Here is a 22,082-nt window from a genome sequence, read left to right as displayed (position 1 = left end):
ATGAAGCCCACTGGAATTGTACGGAGACTAGATCCATTAGGAAGATTTTGCATACCTAGTGAAATAAGAAAGATGCTGGATTTGGAGATAAGTAACCCACTTGAATTGTTTATAGATGACGAACATATCATCCTAAAAAAACATGAACCGCAAAATGAATGTATATTAACAGGAGAGGTATCAAGTCAAAATCTTATCCTGGGAGATGGTTCAATCATTCTGACTCCTAAAGCTGCTGAATTGCTTTTTGAAGAATTGCAACATTTAATGAAATCCTGAAATTTTGGAAACCATGTAGGCTAAATCCCCTAATGGTAGATATCACAATGAAATAAAAGAGAACAAAAACTTATTTAAATGCAGAAGAAAACCAGTATCGATAATTATACTGGTTCTTTTGATTTCTATTTATTTGTCGCTCCCATTTTAAAATGAAAAGCGTGGAAGGCTCCTTCAGCCAGCCATATTTCCTTAACCTGCGGCTTAAACTCTTTCCGCCACCAAGGTATAGGTTTTCGGAAGTCCAATATCGTGGATTTTATGATTCGGTTCTTCCTCGAGTACTTTAATGACAAGTCCTGATTGACCTATCGACGTTATAAGTTCCCCGATTGTCCATTTACGCTGTACAACTCTTGAAAGGCTCCCTTTTTCCTCATCTGGCATATGCTTCGAAAAAGCGACCTCATTGTTTTCGATTGCCGGAGCGAAATAGTTGCCTGAAATCTTATGTTTTTTACCATTGGAAGTAATGAGCTTTGTTGAAATAGGGTGAAATTCATGCAGTACGAATCGGCCTCCAGGTTTCAACATCATTTTAATTTTTTCAAATAACGGCTGCAGGTCTATTAAATAGTGAAGCACACCGAGCTCCATTAAAACCAAATCCTGATTCCCTGATTCATGCTCTGATGATAATGAAAGGACATCTGAAACGATATACTCGATGGTAACATTGGCCCCATTGGCCAGCTCATTTGCAAACGTTGCATTTTCCTGGGAAAAATCAACAACCTTCACTTCAGCTCCCAATATAGCCAGGGCAACTGCTTTAACACCGTTCGACCCCATCAAATGAGTTATCTTTTTACTTGTTACATCCCCCATATATTTATAAAAAGGATGCAGTCTCCATTTTGGATTTTGCTTGATTTTTGATGCCAATTCCACGGGATCTCCATAACGATTGACAAGCGCTAAATAATTATTCTGGTTCCACGCCTGTTCATTTTCCGCTGTGAATCCCTGCTGCTCGGCAGATAAATAAGCATGAATCTCGGCACTGTACCTGCTCATTTCTTCATCGTATAAATAACTGTACAACGACCTGCACCAAATCTCCATATCCCCCAGCTTTATAGATAAACGGTAAGGATCTGTTTTAATGGTCGTGTTAAACCGACAGCGGACAGTTACCGAAACCCCCTCGACATCCATTAGAAAGGAGGCAGTCTCAGGACTTCTTTCAGCCTTTGTTGGGGAGTATTCGGAAAAAAGATCTAAAGCCTCAGTAAAGACATCCCATTGTACATCAATTTCTATGTTCTTATACTCATCAATTTCAACTCCTTGCACGAAAAGAGCAGATCGACCTGTATATTGGTAAGGTATATTAGCTTGATCCAGCATGTTCCCCATTAATGTGATTGAATGATAATAAAAACTTGCCTTCATATGAACCTCCTAAACGTCAAAAAAGCATTACAATTATTCTTATTCTTCCATAGCAAATTTCAAACCGGTACTCGTAATGGCAATCAGCTCTTCATCATGGCGGTCAATGCCATAAACGAGTAATGTAACAAGCATATATATGGCTCTGAACCTGGCTAAGTTTTCTGTTTCCTTTTCGATTTCACCATAGATTTCAAAAAAATCACGGCGCACCTCTTTTGGAAAATAACTGTATAAAAAAGAAAAATCAATGGCTGGGTTTCCGATATGCACATCTCCCCAATCAATGATACCTGCGAGAACGCCTTCATCATCAAGTAAGACATTCCGGATATGAATGTCTCCGTGAACGAGTGAAATCGGATGCTGAACATCCAATTCTTCTAGCCCTTCAACAAATTCCTTAACCGCATTGGCCTGTTCCAAGTATCCCAGCCTTAATAGACTTGAGACATTTTCCATTAGCGATTTCTTGCGAAAGGAAACATCAAGCCTCATCATCCCATCAGGCTGTACACCTAAACGCCTAGCCTTTTCCACAGGGAAACTGTGAAGAACTTTCAAAAAACGGGCAAATCTTTTTGCCGATTCGACCTTATTTTCAACCGATCCTTCTACAGGCAAGTGTCCCTTTACCATTTTATAACCGGTAAAAGGATAAGGATATAGAGTACTTGGTTTCCCAAAAAAGATCGGTTCAGGGATATCAAGCGGAAAAGTGCCTGCAATTGAAGGCAAAAGCTGATTTTCCACCTGAATCAACGTAACTGCAATAGGGCGGCGGGGGAAACGGAATACAAATTGCCCATTGATTTGTATGACCGTGTTATCGAAACCCTCCCCAAGTTGCTTGATCTCTTTCAACTCAATTTCCGGAAACTGCAGCATGACCAATTTCCCTGCTAGCTCCAACGAAACTGGATATTCTGCCAACCAAGGCTTTTCCACTCCCGACTCCCCCTTTTACCGGTTTCTCCCTCTATTGGGGCTGCTGCCAGATCCACCCCTGCGATTACTTGGACCTTGTGTACTAGTAGATCTACGGCTATCTCTTTGATCTCCTCGTGGATTGTCACGTTTTGGTCCACGGCTATCTTCCAAGCGGCCACCCCGCGGATTCTCTCGCCTTGGTCCGCGGCCGTTTTCCGAACGGCCTCCCCGTGAATCATCACGTATAGGTCCACGACCGTTTTCCGAACGGCTTCCCCGTGAATCCTCACGTTTGGGTCCGCGGCTGTTTTCCATCCGGCCTCCCCGTGGTTTCTCCCTCTCGACTTCACGATTGTCCGCTTGATTTACAGAACGGTGACTGCCTCGATTCGGTCCTCTCGTATCTATCCGTTCCCGATGTTTCCTTCCTCCTCCCGAACGCGGTCGGCGGGTACCCTCATCAGAAGAGTCTTCATAACGCTTCCTGTTTTGCCTCACCTCATCAGGTTGGAACATTTTCACTCCTTCAATCGTCCTTCTCTCGATTTTCATGGAGATCCCTTTTTCAATATCGCTTAAAAGCTGAAGATCCTTCGTTGCTATGAAGGTTACAGCCAAGCCATTCTCACCCGCCCGGCCTGTACGGCCAATTCGGTGGATGTAACTTTCTGCATCCTCGGGAACATCATAATTAAACACATGGGTCACGCCTTCTACATCGAGCCCCCGGGCAGCAACATCCGTTGCAACTAAATATTGAAGCTTTGCGTCTCTGAAGTTTTTCATGACACGCTCCCGCTTTGCCTGTGAAAGGTCACCGTGAAGTTCTTCAGAATTGAATCCAGCTGCCTTCAGGGCATCATTCAAAACCGAAACGCGACGTTTTGTACGGCAAAATATAATCGCAAGGTATGGCTGTTCTTCTTTGATCATGTTAATTAGTGAAGACTGTTTGGCACGATCGGTCGTCTCAATGACAAGCTGCCTGATTTTCTCAACCGTTACTTGCTCAGCCTTCACAGCGGCAGTTAATGGTTTAGTCATGTATCGTTTAGCCAATTGATGCACCTGTTCAGGCATCGTCGCTGAAAAGAGCAACGTTTGGCGCTCCTCTGGAAGCTGTCCCATGATCTCTTCCACTTCTGGTAAAAATCCAATATGAAGCATTTGATCAGCTTCATCAAGCACGAGTGTTTGAGTTTGTGATAGATCGATGGTGCCTCTTCGTAAATGATCTAATAACCTGCCTGGCGTGGCGACCACCACGGAGATGTTTCTTGTCAGCTTTTTCATTTGCTGCTCGACATCCTGTCCGCCATAAACTGCAAGCACTTGAAGTCCTTCGATTTCATTAGCGAATTTTTTCAATTCAGCAGTGATTTGCAAAGCCAATTCCCTGGTTGGCGTGACGATCAGTGATTGTATGTGGGATGCGGCGGGATCGACTTTTTCGAGGATTGGCAACAAAAACGCCAAGGTCTTCCCTGTTCCCGTCTGCGCCTTCGCGATGACATCTCTTCCAGCAAGGATATCTGGAATCGATTTCTCCTGTATGGGGGTTGGGTGGGATATTCCTATTTGCTTTAATATCATGTCAATCGCCGGGCTGACGCCAAGTTCGATGAATTTTGTCATGTATAGTGCCTACTTTCCGAATTTCTTCATTTTATTGACTGGTAATCAACTTCAGGAAATGGTTGCAGATCCTTCACTTCATGTCATTTTTCTTAGTCTAAGCTATTTGTTAGTATATCATTATCTATTTTCGAGAAAACCTGTACCTTAAAATTTTTCATGCTATTGTACTTTAGTTGCTTTTCTAATATAATTTATAAGATTTTATCCATACTATCGAGCTACTTACTTGAAAAAGGGTAAGCATCTCATCCTTGTAGATTTTTGCAAGGATTTTTTGTATATAAAAAAGGAGTGACCGCATGTTTAAATTAAAAGAACGGAATTCAAATATTAAGACGGAAGTACTTGCGGGGCTTACAACCTTTTTAACACTGGCTTATATCATCGTTGTAAACCCAATGATCCTTTCTGATGCCGGTGTTCCCTTCGACCAGGCATTCACAGCAACCATAATCGCAATAATAGTCGGTACCCTATGCATGGCCCTATTAGCCAATTACCCGATTGTCATAGCCCCGGCTATGGGTTTGAATGCTTATTTTGCATACTCGGTACTGGGAACCCATGATATCTCATACACAGTTGCCTTTTCTGCAGTCTTTGTTACGGGAATCATCTTTATCCTTTTATCCCTTACCTCTTTCCGCTCAAAATTGATCGAGGCCATCCCCAATAACTTAAAGCATGCAATCAGTGCCGGAATCGGACTTTTCATCACCTTCATCGGACTTCGTTTGTCAGGTGTCGTAACACAGCATGAATCCAACCTGGTTACCCTTGGAAGCTTCAGGGATCCCAGTGTGGCACTTACATTGGTTGGTTTGGTCATAACGATCGTGCTGATCGTTCGCAATGTACAGGGAGCGATATTCATCGGAATGATCGTGACTGCCATAATCGCTTTTTTTACAGGACAATTGGAAATTAACGGCTTGGTTTCCACCCCCTCCTTACCTGAAGGAATAATAGTCGCCAATCCAATCACATCTTTCGCCGATGTCATTAACTACGGGCTTTATGGCGTCGTCTTCTCCATTTTGCTTGTAATGCTATTCGATACGACCGGTGCTTTATTAGGAATTGTCCGCCAAGCTGGATTGCTGAAGGAGAATAAGCTTGAAAAATCCGGCAGTGCCTTCTTTGCAGATTCCGTCGGCACTACTGTTGGCGCCATGTTCGGTACAAGCCCGACCGCTGCCTCGGTTGAATCATCAGCTGGTGTAGGAGCGGGCGGCAAGACAGGTTTAACCGCTTTGGTAGTGGCCATCCTTTTCTTGATAACAGCCTTCTTCAGTCCACTAATAGGAGCTGTCTCAAATGTAGCGGCAATCACGGCACCTAGCTTGATCATCGTGGGAAGTATGATGATTAAAAGCATTAATGAAATTGACTGGACACACTTTGATGAATCATTCCCAGCCTTTTTGGTCATTGTCGCCATGCCGTTAACATCAAGCATCGCCAACGGGATAGCACTCGGATTCATCGCCTATCCCATTTTAAAAATGGCAAGAGGCAAATTCCGTGAAGTGCATCCGTTCGTGTATATGTTTGCCGTTCTATTCCTTTACCAACTGATTTTCCTGGCTTGATCATTTCATGAAGGGTACCATTCGATAATAAAAAGGAGTGTTCAATTCATGTTAATTGAACACTCCTTTATTTTGTTTACGTGCAATTACTTCATAACGTTTTCTTTCCGCTTACCTTTAATCACACTTGGTACTCCAACTGCCGTGCAATTATCGGGAACGGATGTCAAAACAACTGCATTTGCCCCCACTTTCGAATTCGTGCCAATTCGGATGCCACCGTGTATTTTAGCGCCATTTCCTATATACGCATAATCACAAACGATAGGTGCTTTTTTACTTTCTTTATTTTGTCCGAACGATACTTGATGCATAATCGTAACATGATCCCCTATTTTGCAATATGGGTTGATAAGAACGCCTTTAGCTCCATGAGGCAGACGTAAATCCTTTCCAATTTGACATTGCCCAGGAAACTCGCAATTCAGGAAAAGTCTTATGATTAACAAATCTACCATACGGTACATAATCCATAATACTTGTTTTAAGATTGGAATGTTCACTTTATAGTAAATTATATTGCCTATCCGGTAAACAAACATGACGATTATTCCATGGATTCCGCCCAGTCTCCCCCAGTTTTTAACAAATGCCAATTTATTGAACCATTTAAATAAACCCATGATATGCCTCCTAAGAACATTATTTTAATTTATCGAACAGTGATCGCAGCTTTTCCTCTTCATTCTCCCAATTATATTCTTGTCTATATGCAGCTTTTCCACGTTCCCCCATGTTCGCTGCCATTTCAGGGGATTCCAGTAAATAAACTGCTTTTTGAACGATTTCATCCATGTTTGCTACATCGGCCGACAATCCACAGCTCCATTTATCCAGTACATCTTGAATAAGAAAATCAGAAACCATAAATGGAATGCCAGCGGCCATATATTCAAAACACTTTGTTGTTTTACCACCCATGAAATTAGGATCAGGAACTAAAAATGCCATGCCTGCATGTGCTTTCTGGATGGATTGAAATGCTTTATCAAAGGCCATTACACCCTCTAGACTGATATAATCTTCTAAGCCGTTATCAAGGATGAATATTTTCAATTTTTCGATGTATACTTCTCTGCCCGTTCCAATGATCCTCATGTGAAATACTTTCTTTAATTCTACTAATCTTTTTGCAAGAAGCAGCATGGTTTCCCCGCCACGTATATCAGATATGCTTCCTAGGTAGATGAATGTAAACACATCTTCTTTTTCTTTATTTTCTTTCATTACAGGAATTTTCGGGTAATTGTAAACATCCGTTGTTGCACAAGTTAAGAATTGATAATCATCTTTATACGTCATTTCTGCAAACACGACCCCGCTGCATGCCCTTAGCAATTGTTTCTCCAAATAACGATACATACTCAATGCAATTTCGGGGATTTTTTTTCTCATAAGGACCTTTGGTACATTTTCATGCATGTCATAAACAATGACTGGATGATAACGGGGAATCCTTCTTATTATGTTCATTAAAATCAGCAGCTCCGGATCATGAAACTGAATCACATCAGGTTTATCTTTCTTAATCTTCAGGTAAAGAGCAATCCAATTTAACATACGCCCTTTCCTGGATTTCTTAGTCAACCGTTCAACTTCTATATTGGCAGGGATATTATCAGGGATTAGATTATTTTCAATCGCTATATGCTTCACCTTGTACATTCCTGTTTCTCCAAAAGAAAAGGCTTGCCGAAAATAAATCCTGGTATCATTCCATGGGTGCACCGAACTAATATTATAAAATAACTTCATCTCTTATCTCCCTTTTGTAAATCTGACCCTAACAATAAATACATGATAACGAAAGTAAAAACCATCCCGCCTGTCACAAACGTTGTTGTAAGCGCAGTATCCGCTAAACACCATGCAGGTACAACAAACAGGATTATGCCAACACCTTGCCACTTTGCATTTTCCGTCAGGCTATCATAAAGCCATAATATCGCTGCTAAGATCACTGTATAAACCAAGAATCCAATATAACCGAAATTAGCAAAAGCGTCGGCGAACATATTGGCATTGGCTGCCATTTCAGGTCGCCCAAAGTACTCTGTACCGATAATGAAGGGCGGAGTCTGGTCATAAACAGGGTCTATGAATTTTTCAAAAATACTATACGATAGCAAGGCTTTTGGATTATTTGAAAAGAAGTCTACATAATAGGTTGTCAGCAAACCCGGTGTGATGATCATCCTTCTGGCAAACAAATTAGATAAATATGTCTGATCAAGGATAAAATCCAGAAAAATGCTGATGCCTAACAGCGAGCAAAGACTTACACAAAAAAGAATGGAGAAATTCCTTCCCTTCTTCCGAAAAGCAATGAATACAATGATTAATAATCCAGTCGATAAAAGGGTGGATTTCAAGCCATTGACGGTGTACAAAAGGTATTGCAGCCCTAGTCCGATAACCACATAGATATATTTTTTTTTGCATAAGCCAATGGTCACGATTAAAGGATTACATACTTTTGCAAGCCACTGTATAATATAGCCTGCAAGAGGGGTTAGTTTTGTTCGAAAAGTCATTCGCTTATCATAGATATCCTCAGAATTTATAGGAGGCTTTAGACTAATTCCGCCCGAAACCTTGAAGATGTAAAGAAAAAAAATCAATAATGTTATAACAAAAATGATTTTTAGTAGACCGAGATTAACATTAGGATGTATAAACTTCATGGCTGGCAATCTATTAACATTTCCAATGATAAGTAAACAAAAAAACAAAAGAACATTCGTATATATGAAATCAGGCTTTATCGTATCAAATAAATAATTTGGAACCCATACTACCGGTATATAGACAATAAAATACAAAATCCAGAAAACGAGTTCCGACGGCTTATCCAAATCCTTTTTTATGAATATGGCTGGCAATATAATGAAAAACATGGAAACACCTATCATGACTGCACTTGGATGTTGTTGATATATATATCCCATATAAGCATATTCAGGGGAAATAAAGTAAACGTAGGATATATCCAGTAACCAGACGTATATTCCTACCAGGCCCAGTTGAATCAGCTTCATTTTTTTAGGTTATCCTCTCGATCTATGGAATGTATCGCTCTATATCCAAGGAGAGCAAAAAAGTAGTAGCTCGTCCCCATACAAATGCTATAGTATAAAATGGCTGTTTCAGCTGAACCCCCTGAAATGAAAATGACCAGTACTCCAATAGATGACAGTAACAGCCTTGAAACATCCCATAGAAGCTGAGTCCGTTGTTTTTTTATTAAATACAATATTTGGGAAACCGGTATGACAATCACTTGACTTATAAACATAAATGACATCAACGTCACATATTCACCGGAAACACGCCACTCTTCACCAAAAACAAAGCTGAAGAGCCCTGGGGCGATCCAAGCAAGCAGTATCAGTGACGGTATACCTGCCATCGCTAACTTAGCAAGGATGCTTCTATATAATTTCAAAACTCTTCGAGGATCATTTGTAATGCTTTTTAACGCTTCGGTGTAGAATACTGGTGAAATACTCGCTCCCACCATCGTAATGGGCAGACCTACCGTTTTTGAAGCCATGGAAAAATAACCTGTCACTTCAGGTCCGTATAGGCGCATTAATAACAAAAATATGATTTGCATGGATAAAGAACTTAATAGTGTTGACCACGTGGAGTATTTAGCGAAATCCTCATACTTTTTAAACAAATACCCAATTCTTCTAAAGTTCACTTTCGGCCAATGCATCTGCTTTAAGAAAAATCGCCAAATATATACAAAGGTAATTCCTCTTCCAATCATATCTCCCGTAGCTAAACCTATTCCTGGAGTAAGATGATTAATGGACGTAAGCGAGAACTGGCTTATTACATTGCTAATCGATTGAAGTATTTTAGAATGAGTTATACCTTTAAACTTATCTTCTTTCACCAACCAGTAAAGCAACACTTGGTATATCCCTGCAAAAAATAGACCACTTGAAAGCAAAAGGTCATTCATTATAGTCGTCTTAATCCCGTATATTTGAAATAACGATAGATTAAAAAGGCTTAAAATAATATTCAGCATACAAACAACGGCAATCGTAAACAAACTGATGTACATTAAGTGAACCGTATTCTTATGGTTTTTTTCTAAAGGAATCGCCTTTTCTAAACAAAGAGATGAAAATGACATGAGAATGGCCAAAAGGGAAGTATAGGTTGCAAACACACCAAAATCTTCTGGTGTATATATCCTTGTCAGTATGGGAGAACTTGCGAATAGAATAAGCTGTGCAATTGAATTCCCTGTTAATAATAAAAGGATTTTATTCATAAAATCATTTTTCATTTTCATATTCTCATACCACGCCACATCTCTATTTTATATACTCATTTACATTTTTCGGAATAGCCTGATTTATCGTTCGTTAACGTTTCTTTAATATGATCCACCGGATAGTGCATGATCCAGTCAAGAATCGATAAATTTTTTACACATTCTTTCTCATTTTTCACATAATAGACAGGATGAATGAAATTTTGATATACGACTTCAATATCTTCTTTATTAAACAATTCTTCTTCCAAGTAATCCTTTCCGCTTTTTCCGCTTAAATAGCATGCACCGCCAGCTTGCTTAATTAAGCTGACTAATCTCTCAGTTTTTCCAAACGACGTTTTAAACTCAGTGGAAAGTTGTGTTTCTCCTTCATAGTTTAAATAATGTAAGATCAATTCAATTAAGTGAATATTTAAATCTACTAACAAAGCGTGTTCTTTTTGATATGCCTCTTCCAGAAGTGGGAAAAAATCTTGAAAGTGCCGAGTTTTTTTATAAACTTCCGAGATTTGCTTCAAATGATTCCTTTTCCATTTTTGATTCGGGGAATGATAACTGATTACTTTTTCATGTAACATTTCAGGTTTTTTTTGTAGTGGCACAGTTAGCCTTGACTCTTTTCCGTCAGCACCTAAAATATATGTTTTATTTTGAAAATTACTTGAAGAGTATTTCACATCCAATAAATATATAAATACATCCGATTGAAAAATCTTGTGAATCAAACCGATCCAAGGCAGGAAATTAGGCTGGTGAATTGTGACTATCTTCTGTTTTTCCACCTACAGAACCTCTTTTGAAAAGATTAGTAGGAATGTTTCCGCGTATTTACAATTCACTTGGGAACCCCTCCAACTACCGATATGCTCTGCATTAACTAAGTAATGCCCCATATAACCGGTTAGCTGTGATTGGAACAAGGTAATCATACGTTTTTTATCTTCGATAAACTCTGTAATATCACTATAAATATTCGGGTGAAATTGATTGGCGGCGATGTTATTATTTTGGTTAATTTGTTCAAATTCATATAGAGTAAATTGTTTTTTCCTAAAACAGCTTCTTACGACCTTAGATAATTTTTGATGATCTTGATGACTGTCATTCATCCAATGTGTGTAGACTTCGTCAGGATTGATCTTTTCAATGATTTCATCGAGCTCCTTTATTAATATATGCATAGGAATATCCTCAACGTTTTTACCCTCGCTGTATTTAGAGAACTGTACCTCATATCCAAAATTCTTTGATGACTCCATAGCCTCTTGTTTCCTGACCTTGATATTCGAAGGGATGGAAAATATGATGTTGATAATGTAATGTCCTTGATTCAGTAGCTTACGAATGGTACCGCCCATACTGATTTCCGCATCATCTGGGTGTGCTGTTACTAGCAATATTTTTTTCATCATGTTCCTCCATTTAGTGCTTGTTCAATGATAGATATCGCTTGAAGTGTTATGTTCTTTCGTTCTCTGTACGCTGTTCTATTTTTCATCAAAATAGATTCCGAAAATTCAGTAATTTCATAAAGCAAACTATTATCACTAATGGGTTTGCTTATTGTTTCTTTACTGTTATTACTGATACTGTGGTAACTAATTTTTCGAATATCGTATAATGAATGAAAACGCAACGTTCCGTTCTCTCCGTAAATTTCCGATATTGAATCATTCGTAAAATTAATTTTTGAAATCAACATGGTTATCTTATAATCTTTATATTCAAAAATGAGCGTACCGCCCAAATCAATATTTTTTACGATGATTTGTTTAAAATAAAAACTGTTAACGGGAACACCGAATAATTGAATGGCTGCATAAATAGGATAAATTCCAATTGTCCTTAATGTGCCGCCACCATGATTTTCATCAAAAAGTGGCGCTTTTTCTCCTTTTAGTAAAGCCAAATACTGCTTGGAGTAGTTTTGATACTTTAGAGTTGCCCCATGAATTTCCCCTAACTTTTTAATGGCATTCTTTAAACTATGAAAGTTAGGTTCATAAATGGATCTTACTGCCTCAAACACAAAAACATTTTGTTTATCTGCAGCATCGAAAACTCGATTTGCCTGATCGGTTGTCATGAATGCCGTTTTTTCCACAATGACGTTCTTTCCATGCTCAATGGCCGCCATAGCTTGTTCATAATGGGATGCATTTGGCGTAGCAATATAAACAGTATCCAGATCCTCATCTTCAAAGACTTCATTCAGGGATCCATAAACTTTAGAAACTCCTTTTTCTTTTGCAAGCTCCTTGGCAAAATGAAATCTTCTCCCCCAAATTCCAATTACCTCTCCATTTGAACTTTCATTAATGGCATCGATCATTGCACAACTTATGGGACCTGAACCTACCACTCCAATCCTATTTTTAATTGCCATGTTCCACTGCCTGTTTACATTTCGCTACAATGTATTTCAGATCCTCATCGGATAAATCCAAGTGACATGGTAACGTGAAATGAGATTCACGAAATCTATCGGCATTCGGGAGAGAGGCAAGGGGATATTCCTCTAGCAATGTGGGCTGTAAATGTAACGGGACCCCATAACAATGCCCCGTGCTTATATGACCCTCTTTTAAATGCCTTTTAAATGTTTCGCATTGCTCTTTGCTTTTAGACATGACGATAATTTTATAAAATGAAGATTCATTGTGGTCAGATGAAGCTTGGAAGTAAAGACCGTGTTCTTGAAAAATATCTTTTAAATTCTCTTTATAGAAACGGAAGATTTCCTGCCTGACCTGGATCATCCCATAAGCTTCCTGAACTTGCAGATAACCAAGCAATGCATTAAATTCACTAAGAAGCATGTCACCGGATAATACTTGATTGACTGCACCATTTTCATTCCCATGGTGCCTTAACAACTCACAGTATTTGATTAAATCTATATCATCCGACGTAACGACACCGCCTGTGGCACTTGTAACAATTTTAGTGGGGTACATTGAGAAAACCCCAGCAAATCCAATTGTACCGGCTTTATATCCATTTATAGTGGCACCAAAAGCATGTGAAGCATCTTCGATTAGATAAAGATCATTCTCATCACAAAACTCTTTAATCTCAAAGATGTTATCAGGGATCTTTCCAGCAATATATGTAATTAGGACAACTTTCGTTTTAGGAGTCACGGCGCTCTTCAGGCTATTTAAATCCAAATTGAAATCCTCTAAATTAATGTCACAAAGAACGACTCTTCCTTTCGCATTCTTCACCGCATATACTGGAGAAATAAACGTATTGCTTGGCATGATCACTTCTTTGTCTTCAACATCCAGATACTTTAAAATAATTTCAATGGCTGCCGTTGCACTAGAAAGTGCGACAGCATACTTAGAATCACTGTATTGTCTGACGCTTTCTTCAAATTTCCGGGTAAAATCACCTAGAATTAATCTGCCAGAATCCAAAATGTGCTCAATGTTTTTAAGGTATTCCCGTTTTACCCAACCTGTTATCACTGGCTTTGTATTTACGATATTCTCCATAGAACTCCATCCTTTTTCCAAAATTAGATCTTCAAGTTAAGTGAGAAGCAGACAAATATAAAATTCTTACTAACCAATGTTCAAGAAAAACACATTCTTGAATATTCAATGATTAATAACGACCAATTCCGATAATGTTCTTTCTATTTTTGAAATCAATTTGGTTTTCTCATAATTCAGGGCTAACCGCTTTACATTTTCTTGCATTTTCATATGCATTCGTTTGTCACTCTTCATTGCTTTTACATACTCTATCATTTTTGATATATCACTATATTCAAAACCATGGCCTGCGTGGTATTTTGTCATAACCTCATGTTGCCAGCCCTTATAGTTTATTAATGTTGGTTTTCCGGCGGCCCAAAAATCAAAAAGTTTATTTTGACTATTCCTATCCAATATTTCATTATTACGTACAAAACACAGACCCATATGGCATACGGCCATTAATAAGTACGCATCTTTTTTAGATACCTGATCAAGGAAAATAACGTTGTTTAATTTTTTGCTCTCTTTCACTTGAATTAATCGCTCTTTTTCCCTTCCATCCCCAACAATTAGATAGACAATATCAGGGTCATCCGTCTTTTCGGCAAGCTGTAAAATATAATCGATATTATTGATAAATCCTAAAGTACCCGCATATAAACAGATAAACTTCGCTTTTAAGTCCAATTTTTCCAATGCTTCTTCCTTATCTTCGGAACAAATCCGAGAAAAATAGTCTATATCCGCAAAGTTAGTAACCGTCGAAATCTTTTCCTGTTTAACTCCTTTTTTCAATAAATCTTCTTTCATTCCAGGCGAAAGCACGATGATTTTATCAGCTGCGGAATAAATCATGCTTTCTAGCTTCAATAAAACTCTCTTTAACCATTTATTTCTTATGATTCCCAGCTCAATAGGTATATCTGGCCATAAATCCCTTACTTCAAACACAAATTTGCTGCGCTTTACCTTAGCAAGAAGCATACCTATTAACCCAATCGTCAATGGAGTCGAGGAAGCATAAACAACGTCTACCCCTTTTTCCTTCAACCCAATAAAGAAACTCTTATACATATAATGAATGAACGATAGTAATCTTTTCAGGTAACCATATTCTTGTTTATATTTAGTTTTGGTTGATATTATCTTTATTCCCCCACACGAATCTGTGGCATTTCCGGTGATGATGGTGACTTTATTATTTTTAGAAACTAAAAATTTGGCTATTTCATAAGATCGAGTACTTCCTTTATCGGTATTAAAATATTGATGCAAATAAAGAATTTTCACTTTATCACTTCCTTATACCCAGTGTGAATCAGTTGATTTACTGATGATTGCGTTCACCTAGATATCAAATGTAACATCGAATATAGTTGAGCCCTGTCCCTTTTTTAGAATGGGTCGTTTTAATTTTGAAACCCACTAGATAAACCTTATCGCCAATAAGATAAAAAGGGCTTCCCCATCTGGCATCATTGTTTTTTCCTCTCTTTAGGTTGGTTCCAGTCAAGGAGGGCTGAGATCGCAATCCAGTTATCCAGGCGGTTGTGAACCGTTTTGTCTTGTACATGGATTTCACGTCCAACTTCGGTAAATATGTTATTCCTTTCAATCACGTTATTTTCCATGTTCAAAGTGGTAATGGCATAGTCATTTGTAGGGCTGCCATTATTATGGGACCCCCTGATACCAATGCCCGCTTGAATAAACTTTTCGTCGGATTTATTAATGTGGTTAATGATGTTTCCTTGGAGTTTGGTGAACTTATTGGAACTAAGAATCGCAATCCCATTGTTGAAGCTATTTTCAATGGTATTGCCCTCAATAAGTGCATTTTTGGTCACATGGATACTGATGCCTCCCCATTCCTCGACATTAGCCTGGACATTATTCACATAATTGCCTTTAATCACGACCGTTTGCAGGAATCCCATTTCCGTTTCAGAAAGGTCGTTAAATTGGGTACCGTTGACAGTAATGCCTCGTTCGCTGACTGTGGCATTTTTATCTATACCGTAATCCTCATAATCATTAAATGATTCACCATTAATTCTATTCCCTACAATCTTGATGTTGCTGGGTGGATAAGCTGAGACACTTCCTCCCTTGTAATCCAATCCTCCGACAATGATTGGAAAACGCGTATTTAAGATGACATTATTCGTGAAGGAAACATTATGGCCTGAATGGGTGTCAATCCCTTCCCATGATGGGTTATTCGCCACCACATTCCCATCAATTACGATCGTGTCACTTCGCGGAAACTTTGATTGAGTCATGACATCTCCCGCTTTGTCTTTCCGGTGGCTAAAGGCCATACCATAGCTTTGCTTGGCATTTCCCACTGTCTCCCCAGGTCCAAGATCTCTCACCGTCGTATGCCTTACAGTCACGTTACTAGCAGAATACCCTCCGATGCCTGCATATCCAATATCTTTTATGATCATTTTGTTTCTTTTTCTTGAATCAGACCCTTTGACAGTGACTCCATTTACGTGTTCTAAATAAATGCCATATCCCTCATACCCGGTGATTTGAACATCTTCGATCAGGATATTTTGAAGCCTCTCCAAATCGTTCGTAACCGAATAGACAGACACCAAATCAGCCGTGGATTTGGATTGATCGATTGCAGTTACCTCGACCCCCCTGTTCCGTGCCGAATAATGGTTCCTCGGTTCACCAGTTCGGGGATCTTCCGTCCGTCTTTTCCCATCGAGTATCAGGTTCTTGACACCAGTATGACTCACCATGATTTTTATGGTGACAGCATCGCTTGTGGGCTGGGTACACATTGTCGTGACGGGCCTATCATTCTCTACCGTCCCTTCTAAAGTTACCCCTTCCTTCATCATAATAAAGGCACTCGCCGTGAACTGGCCTTTTGACAAACGAACCGTTCCTCGTTTCCCATTCGATTCATCTTGCGGGTAGACTGAAACCCTCGTAATGGCCTTATTAAGGATTCTCCGGATCGTTGTGGTGGAAGAGTTTGCTTCTAGTGAAAACGTTTGTTTTAACTTCCCGTCATTGTCCAATAACTGAATCAAAGTTCCCGTTGTGGGACCGCAGACCTCGTTTGCCCCGACTGCAGTTGACTGGAGCGAGATGAACGCCATGATAAACACGGTAAATATTCCGGTTATTTTATATAATTGTTTCATCTGAAAACTCCCATGTCTTTTATTCATTTTTCGACAGTTGTTTTACACATTCCATGAGCCGATATCAAGGAAACCATAGTCGGCCTAGAAAAAAGGGGGGGCATATCTAATGTTACATGGGAAGTAAGATGTTCATTTCTCAAAATCGACATAACATGTGCTAATCTTGGAACAGTTGCTTAAACGTACGGCTAATTCGACAATTTCCCCATACAAAAAAACCTTCAATCGAATATGGAATAAAGGGTTAAACCGGATTGTGATTGGGGAAAACAAACCTTCTTGCGTGGCTATTGAAAATTACGAGCTTTATTCAGAGAGGGAATTTTTCAACTCATAAGCGTGTCCGTCGATTACGAGGGGGGACATCTGTCATTCAAAAGAAAAAGCCTTTCCCCGTTTGTTTACCGGGAAAAGGCTGCAGCTTAATATACTCTTTTTTATGTCTAGTTTAACGGGGTATGTATCATTCTTATAGCCCCCGCAAAAGAAAAAGGAGGATATCCAACTTATCGTCAAATATCCTCCTATAGTTCACTGGTTCATTTGATCAAGAAAATCACCCAGGAGATCGTCGAGATTTTCCTCTTCCTCTTTCGGTTCGGGTTCTTTCACTTGTTGTTCAGTTTCATCCAAACTATTCCAATCAAAGTCATCCAGGTCTTTCTTAGGCAGGTCCTCCTGGACCTCCTCAGCTTCCGTTTCTTCAGGCTCGGCCTGCATATACGATTCCTCATTCAATACATTGCCGTTCAAAGAGGCAAGCAAGGCCGTAGCGCGTAAAGGATCGGATAAAAGGTTGTACATAATCGTTCCGAGCATAGCTTCTGAGTGGGAATGCTTGAGCCAATCACGCTGAGATTTGCTTAGCTTGTTCGGCATGGGCAGGGCAATCATTTCCCGATCCTGATGGGTGGATTGCCCGACTCCATCGAGAACATACTCGGCAATTTTACTGGAAAAATTCCTTCTTTCCGTTTCCTTCAATTTCTGCAGCTGTCTTAACGTATAGTCTGATACATCCGAAGGGATACGAAAAGTGATGGCTTGCCCTCTTTTAATTTCAGAAGAAGCTGTTTTTTTCATTCTCTCACCTATTTAATGGAGCCCGATCTTTGTTCTTTCTTCTTTTGCTGGGACTGATTCTGTTCCTTTGCATTCCGGCGGTTAAAATCCGAAATCAATTTATAATAGGCGTTTGCCATCATCCAAACGCTTTCCCGCTCATCTTCGAAAAAGTCTATGTTATAGCCATCGAAATTTTGATTCAATGTTTTCAAGTAATCTTTCAGGACAATCGATCCCCCGCCTACAAAATAGCAGATTTCCGTTTGTGAATTTTTTTGCCATACGTTGCGCAGGTGGCGATATTGCTTTTTGGCCAGTTCTCCCAAAATACGGTCAACGATATCATGGACGCTTGTCCGGCTTCCGCGAACCATAATATGATTGCGATCATTTTTCTTCGTGATGATTTCTACGACATCGCGCCTGCTATCCAACTCGACACCATGTTTCTTCCTGATTTCCTCACGAATTGATTCAAGGGCTTCAGCTACTCCCAAATTGAATCCTTGTGCCTTGTCATCGTCAACTTTACGATTTTTAATGACCGCGATATCTGTCGATAGACCACCGATATCCTGAATGAGGATTCTTCTATCTATCAATTCACGGTTAATGATATTCAAATCTTTATCCATGACCAAATTTATGTATGCTGCAAAGCCCTCTGGATAGACCTTCACTTCATCGAATTTGATATTAACTTTCAACCCTTGGTATTTAGGGGTAATTAAAAATTCCACCTGATGGACAGATCCGAGTAATTTCGACCGATACCCGACGTCTTTTCCTTCTTTAACCTCTCGAAGAGGCAAGCCTGTTCCAAGTGTATAATTGGCTTCCACAACATTATTAACTTTTTTGAATGTATCATTGTTCCCCTGTTTGGCAGCGTCTAATGCCAGAGCCGCAAAAAGCATGACCAATGTTTGATCTTCTTCTGATTTACTGCTTCCCAAATCCAATTCGGTAGGATTATCGCTTTTTGTCGCTAAGTTCCCAACGCGATAAATAGCATTATTATCTTGAAGGGCTGGTGAATGAACTCTGATATGAATCCCTTCCAATGGGTTTTTTTCATCAAGTTCCTCAATCCCGATAACTGGACGATCCTCTATGTCTTTTGCAATGACGTTCGGTATATAAAGTTCAGACTCTAGCTTTCCAAAAATAGCCTTGATAGCATCATTTCCTACGTCTACTGCTGCGATTCTAGAACTCATCTAAAAACATCCCCTTTTTTATTGAAAAAAATTAAGTGAAGCATTCCCTTTAAGAATAGGAAAAGTTTCCACGATAGTCAATCCTTCATTAGTTGTAGCTATATTTGTCGAATTGTTTTCAAATTGTTTACAATAGGAACAAATATGTATACACCTTATATATAGCCATGTGTACGTAATTGTAAACATGTATACTCATTTGTGTACAATGTGTCTATTTTTGTTTACATGCATACATATTTGTAAACAAACCAAATAATGTATTTTTTTCAATCTTTCTTCTTACAAAAATAAGCGTATAAATAGCGCTTTGGGTATGGTAATAAATGGACGATTCACTAACTGAACTGTATGGAGGTATTCAAATGACTGAAAAAAATACAGACCTTCCCCGATTTTCGGAACCCTATTGGCGCAGTGCGTTAACTTTCCCTTCTTTTTCTAAACTAGATACAGATATAACCACTGATGTCTTAATAGCAGGCGGGGGAATTACTGGAATCACATCTGCTTATCTACTAGTTAAACAAGGTGTTAAAGTCACACTGATTGAAGCAGGCGAAATCCTTACTGGAACGACAGGACACACTACAGCAAAAATCACGGCCCAGCATGGCTTGATTTATGATCAGTTGATCACTGACCATGGTAAAGAGAAGGCCAAACTTTATTATGAAGCCAATGCAGAGGGAATGAAACTAATTAAATACTTGGTAGAAGAACATTCCATTGAATTCAATTTGCCTGCATAAGATGCTTATGATCCCTTTCTCCATTCCTTGTAAATCTTCCATGATCCAAGCACAGTTTCACCCCTTTAAAATATTTAACGGCCCTCCTCTTCACGATTCTGGAAGCTGAAAAAGTTTCCACGATAGTCAATCCTTCATTAGTTGTAGCTATGTTTGTCGAATTGTTTTCAAATTGTTTACAATAGGAACAAATATGTATACACCTTATATATAGCCATGTGTACGTGATTGTAAACATGTATACTTATTTGTGTACAATGTACCTATTTTTGTTTACATGTATACGTATTTGTACACAAACCAAATAATGTATTTTTTTTAATATTTCTTCTTACAAAAATTAGCGTATAAATAGCGGATTTGGGTATGGTAATAAATGGACGATTCACTAACTGAACTGTATGGAGGTATTCAAATGACTGAAAAAAATACAGACCTTCCCCGATTTCCGGAACCCTATTGGCGCAGTGCGTTAACTTTCCCTTCTTTTTCTAAACTAGATACAGATATAACCACTGATGTCTTAATAATAGGCGGGGGAATTACTGGAATCACATCTGCTTATCTACTAGCTAAACAAGGTGTTAAAGTCACACTGATTGAAGCAGGCGAAATCCTTACTGGGACGACAGGACACACTACAGCAAAAATCACGGCCCAGCATGGCTTGATTTATGACCAGTTGATCACTGACCATGGTAAAGAGAAGGCCAAACTTTATTATGAAGCCAATGCAGAGGGAATGAAGCTAATAAAAGACTTGGTAGAGGAACATTCCATTGAATGTAATTTGACTGCACAGGATGCCTATGTCTATGCAAATACGGATGAATATAAAAGCAAAATTCAAAATGAACTGAAAGCCTATCAAAAACTCGGCATTCGGGGGGATTATGCAGAGAATATCCCTTTCTCCATTCCTTGTAAAGCTGCTGTGATAATGAAAGATCAAGCACAGTTTCACCCGTTAAAATACTTAACTGCCCTCATTTCGACAATTCTCGAAAGTGGAGGCACAATTTATGAACGGACAACGGCAATGAAGATTGAAGACGGCGATCCGCCGACCGTTCTGACGGATACTGGACATTCAATCAAAAGCAATCAGGTAATCGTTGCCTCCCACTTCCCCTTTAACGATGAAACGGGCTTATACTTTGCCCGTGTTCATGTAAAAAGGTCCTATGTGCTTGGTATCAAGACTGAACAGGAATATCCAAGCGGGATGTATTACAGTGCAGACAGCCCTACCCGCTCCCTTCGCTATACGGAATTGGACAATGGGGAAAAACTTATACTTGTTGGCGGAGATGGCCATAAAACAGGCCAGGGAATCTCGATGATCGAGCATTATGAAGCACTGAAGGACTTCAGTTCCCAGTATTTCGATGTGAAGGACATCCCCTATCGCTGGTCGGCACAGGATATCGTGACACCGGATAATATCCCCTTCGTCGGTCCAGTGACGCCCAACCATCAAAACGTTCTAATAGCTACCGGCTATGCAAAATGGGGAATGACGAATGGATCGATTGCCGCCAAGATCTTAACTGACCGGATTTTGCAAAGGGACAACCGGTATGCGGAACTGTATGACCCTGCCCGTTTAAAGGGCTTGAAGAATCTGGTCGAAGTTAATGCTGATGTGGCGAAGCATCTGATCAAAGGCAAATTGGCCGTCATTCATAAAACGCCGGAAGACTTAGGAAATGATGAAGGAGCAATCGTGAAGGTGAATGGAGACAAAGCTGGCTGTTACCGTGATCATGATGGCCAGCTTCATATTGTCGATTCCACATGTACTCACATGGGATGCGAAGTTGCCTGGAATAGCGGCGACCGTACCTGGGACTGTCCATGCCATGGCTCCCGCTACTCTATCGCTGGTGAAGTTTTAAATGGCCCTGCTGTCGAACCATTGAAAAAAATACGCTAATTGTCAATTTGTGATTTTAGCTAATAGTCGACTAGGGTGGCTGTTTTCCTTATACTGAAGTTACTGCATGATTGAATGGTTGCAAATAACTCTGAAAAGGATTGAATCGAACATGAACGGTAAAAATCGAAAAGATATTACCCCGGGTGCCTCTGTGGACATTGTACTTAAAGCAGACCAACGCAGCGGAAAACTGACAAGTGGGACCGTAAAGGATATTTTAACCAATTCCAGCACTCACCCTCATGGAATTAAAGTAAGATTGACTGATGGCCAGGTTGGCCGAGTTCAAGTCATTCATAAGTAAGGTGCACTCGGTC

General features: G+C 39.5%; 20 protein-coding genes. 5 read left to right on the top strand and 15 right to left on the bottom strand.

What is annotated here, in order from left to right; all coding sequences use genetic code 11:
* Positions 1-279, top strand: a complete 279-nt coding sequence (locus QUF86_RS06060) for an AbrB/MazE/SpoVT family DNA-binding domain-containing protein (protein WP_289314226.1) — start codon at positions 1-3, stop codon at positions 277-279.
* A 204-nt stretch (positions 280-483) separates the two neighbouring features.
* Here QUF86_RS06060 and QUF86_RS06055 read toward each other — a convergent pair whose 3' ends face one another.
* The 3 genes from QUF86_RS06055 to QUF86_RS06045 are packed head-to-tail and all read right to left on the bottom strand — an operon-like array spanning position 484 to position 4,239.
* On the bottom strand, positions 484-1,674 hold the full coding sequence (locus QUF86_RS06055; protein WP_289333812.1) for a class I SAM-dependent methyltransferase: 1,191 nt from the start codon (positions 1,672-1,674) through the stop codon (positions 484-486).
* Positions 1,675-1,713: 39 nt separating this feature from the next.
* Positions 1,714-2,622 (bottom strand): phosphotransferase, encoded by a 909-nt coding sequence (locus QUF86_RS06050; protein ID WP_289333811.1) that lies wholly within the window; start codon positions 2,620-2,622, stop codon positions 1,714-1,716.
* Positions 2,623-2,637: 15 nt separating this feature from the next.
* Positions 2,638-4,239, bottom strand: coding sequence for a DEAD/DEAH box helicase (locus tag QUF86_RS06045; RefSeq protein ID WP_289333810.1), 1,602 nt, complete (start codon positions 4,237-4,239; stop codon positions 2,638-2,640).
* Positions 4,240-4,541: 302 nt separating this feature from the next.
* On the opposite strand from QUF86_RS06045, the gene QUF86_RS06040 reads away from it, so the two are divergent.
* Positions 4,542-5,834 (top strand): NCS2 family permease, encoded by a 1,293-nt coding sequence (locus QUF86_RS06040; protein ID WP_289327127.1) that lies wholly within the window; start codon positions 4,542-4,544, stop codon positions 5,832-5,834.
* Between the two features lie 86 nt (positions 5,835-5,920).
* Here QUF86_RS06040 and QUF86_RS06035 read toward each other — a convergent pair whose 3' ends face one another.
* The 12 genes from QUF86_RS06035 to QUF86_RS05980 form a co-directional block, all read right to left on the bottom strand.
* Positions 5,921-6,457, bottom strand: a complete 537-nt coding sequence (locus QUF86_RS06035; RefSeq protein WP_289333809.1) for a serine O-acetyltransferase — start codon at positions 6,455-6,457, stop codon at positions 5,921-5,923.
* Between the two features lie 19 nt (positions 6,458-6,476).
* Positions 6,477-7,589 carry a glycosyltransferase gene (locus tag QUF86_RS06030; RefSeq protein WP_289333807.1) on the bottom strand — a complete coding sequence of 371 codons (1,113 nt, stop codon included), beginning with the start codon at positions 7,587-7,589 and terminating at the stop codon, positions 6,477-6,479.
* Positions 7,586-8,872: a hypothetical protein gene (locus QUF86_RS06025; RefSeq protein ID WP_289333806.1), complete on the bottom strand. Its 1,287-nt coding sequence runs from the start codon at positions 8,870-8,872 to the stop codon at positions 7,586-7,588. The genes QUF86_RS06030 and QUF86_RS06025 overlap by 4 nt, the downstream gene beginning before the upstream one ends.
* Positions 8,869-10,140, bottom strand: coding sequence for an oligosaccharide flippase family protein (locus tag QUF86_RS06020; RefSeq protein ID WP_289333805.1), 1,272 nt, complete (start codon positions 10,138-10,140; stop codon positions 8,869-8,871). Before QUF86_RS06020 ends, QUF86_RS06025 begins: the two co-directional genes overlap by 4 nt.
* Before the next feature lie 41 nt (positions 10,141-10,181).
* The gene (locus QUF86_RS06015) at positions 10,182-10,913 is read right to left on the bottom strand and encodes a WbqC family protein (RefSeq protein ID WP_289333804.1); all 732 of its coding nucleotides are present in this window, start codon (positions 10,911-10,913) and stop codon (positions 10,182-10,184) included.
* A complete protein-coding gene (locus tag QUF86_RS06010; RefSeq protein ID WP_289314216.1) occupies positions 10,914-11,540 on the bottom strand; it encodes a PIG-L deacetylase family protein in 627 nt (208 codons plus the stop codon).
* Complete coding sequence (locus tag QUF86_RS06005) at positions 11,540-12,517, bottom strand: Gfo/Idh/MocA family protein (RefSeq protein ID WP_289333803.1); 978 nt, start codon at positions 12,515-12,517, stop codon at positions 11,540-11,542. The genes QUF86_RS06010 and QUF86_RS06005 overlap by 1 nt, the downstream gene beginning before the upstream one ends.
* Positions 12,507-13,631: a DegT/DnrJ/EryC1/StrS family aminotransferase gene (locus tag QUF86_RS06000; protein ID WP_289333802.1), complete on the bottom strand. Its 1,125-nt coding sequence runs from the start codon at positions 13,629-13,631 to the stop codon at positions 12,507-12,509. Before QUF86_RS06000 ends, QUF86_RS06005 begins: the two co-directional genes overlap by 11 nt.
* Positions 13,632-13,736: 105 nt before the next feature.
* Complete coding sequence (locus QUF86_RS05995) at positions 13,737-14,909, bottom strand: glycosyltransferase family 4 protein (RefSeq protein WP_289333801.1); 1,173 nt, start codon at positions 14,907-14,909, stop codon at positions 13,737-13,739.
* Positions 14,910-15,094: 185 nt separating this feature from the next.
* Positions 15,095-16,786: a right-handed parallel beta-helix repeat-containing protein gene (locus QUF86_RS05990; protein WP_289333800.1), complete on the bottom strand. Its 1,692-nt coding sequence runs from the start codon at positions 16,784-16,786 to the stop codon at positions 15,095-15,097.
* A 534-nt stretch (positions 16,787-17,320) separates the two neighbouring features.
* Entirely contained in the window at positions 17,321-17,872 is a 552-nt protein-coding gene (locus QUF86_RS05985) for a hypothetical protein (protein ID WP_289314211.1), read from the bottom strand.
* An 8-nt stretch (positions 17,873-17,880) separates the two neighbouring features.
* Positions 17,881-19,074, bottom strand: a complete 1,194-nt coding sequence (locus QUF86_RS05980) for a ParM/StbA family protein (RefSeq protein WP_289333799.1) — start codon at positions 19,072-19,074, stop codon at positions 17,881-17,883.
* A 365-nt stretch (positions 19,075-19,439) separates the two neighbouring features.
* Here QUF86_RS05980 and QUF86_RS05975 point away from each other — a divergent pair, with 365 nt between their 5' ends.
* The 3 genes from QUF86_RS05975 (at position 19,440) to QUF86_RS05965 (ending at position 22,069) form a co-directional block, all read left to right on the top strand.
* Positions 19,440-19,826 carry an NAD(P)/FAD-dependent oxidoreductase gene (locus QUF86_RS05975; protein WP_289333798.1) on the top strand — a complete coding sequence of 129 codons (387 nt, stop codon included), beginning with the start codon at positions 19,440-19,442 and terminating at the stop codon, positions 19,824-19,826.
* A gap of 415 nt (positions 19,827-20,241) precedes the next feature.
* Positions 20,242-21,762, top strand: coding sequence for an FAD-dependent oxidoreductase (locus tag QUF86_RS05970; RefSeq protein ID WP_289333797.1), 1,521 nt, complete (start codon positions 20,242-20,244; stop codon positions 21,760-21,762).
* Between the two features lie 112 nt (positions 21,763-21,874).
* Positions 21,875-22,069, top strand: coding sequence for a YwbE family protein (locus tag QUF86_RS05965; protein ID WP_076368446.1), 195 nt, complete (start codon positions 21,875-21,877; stop codon positions 22,067-22,069).
* The last annotated feature ends 13 nt before the right edge of the window (positions 22,070-22,082 follow it).

The organism is Peribacillus sp. NJ11 (assembly GCF_030348405.1).
Lineage (GTDB): Bacteria > Bacillota > Bacilli > Bacillales > DSM-1321 > Peribacillus.
This window is presented reverse-complemented; position numbering and strand designations above follow the sequence as displayed.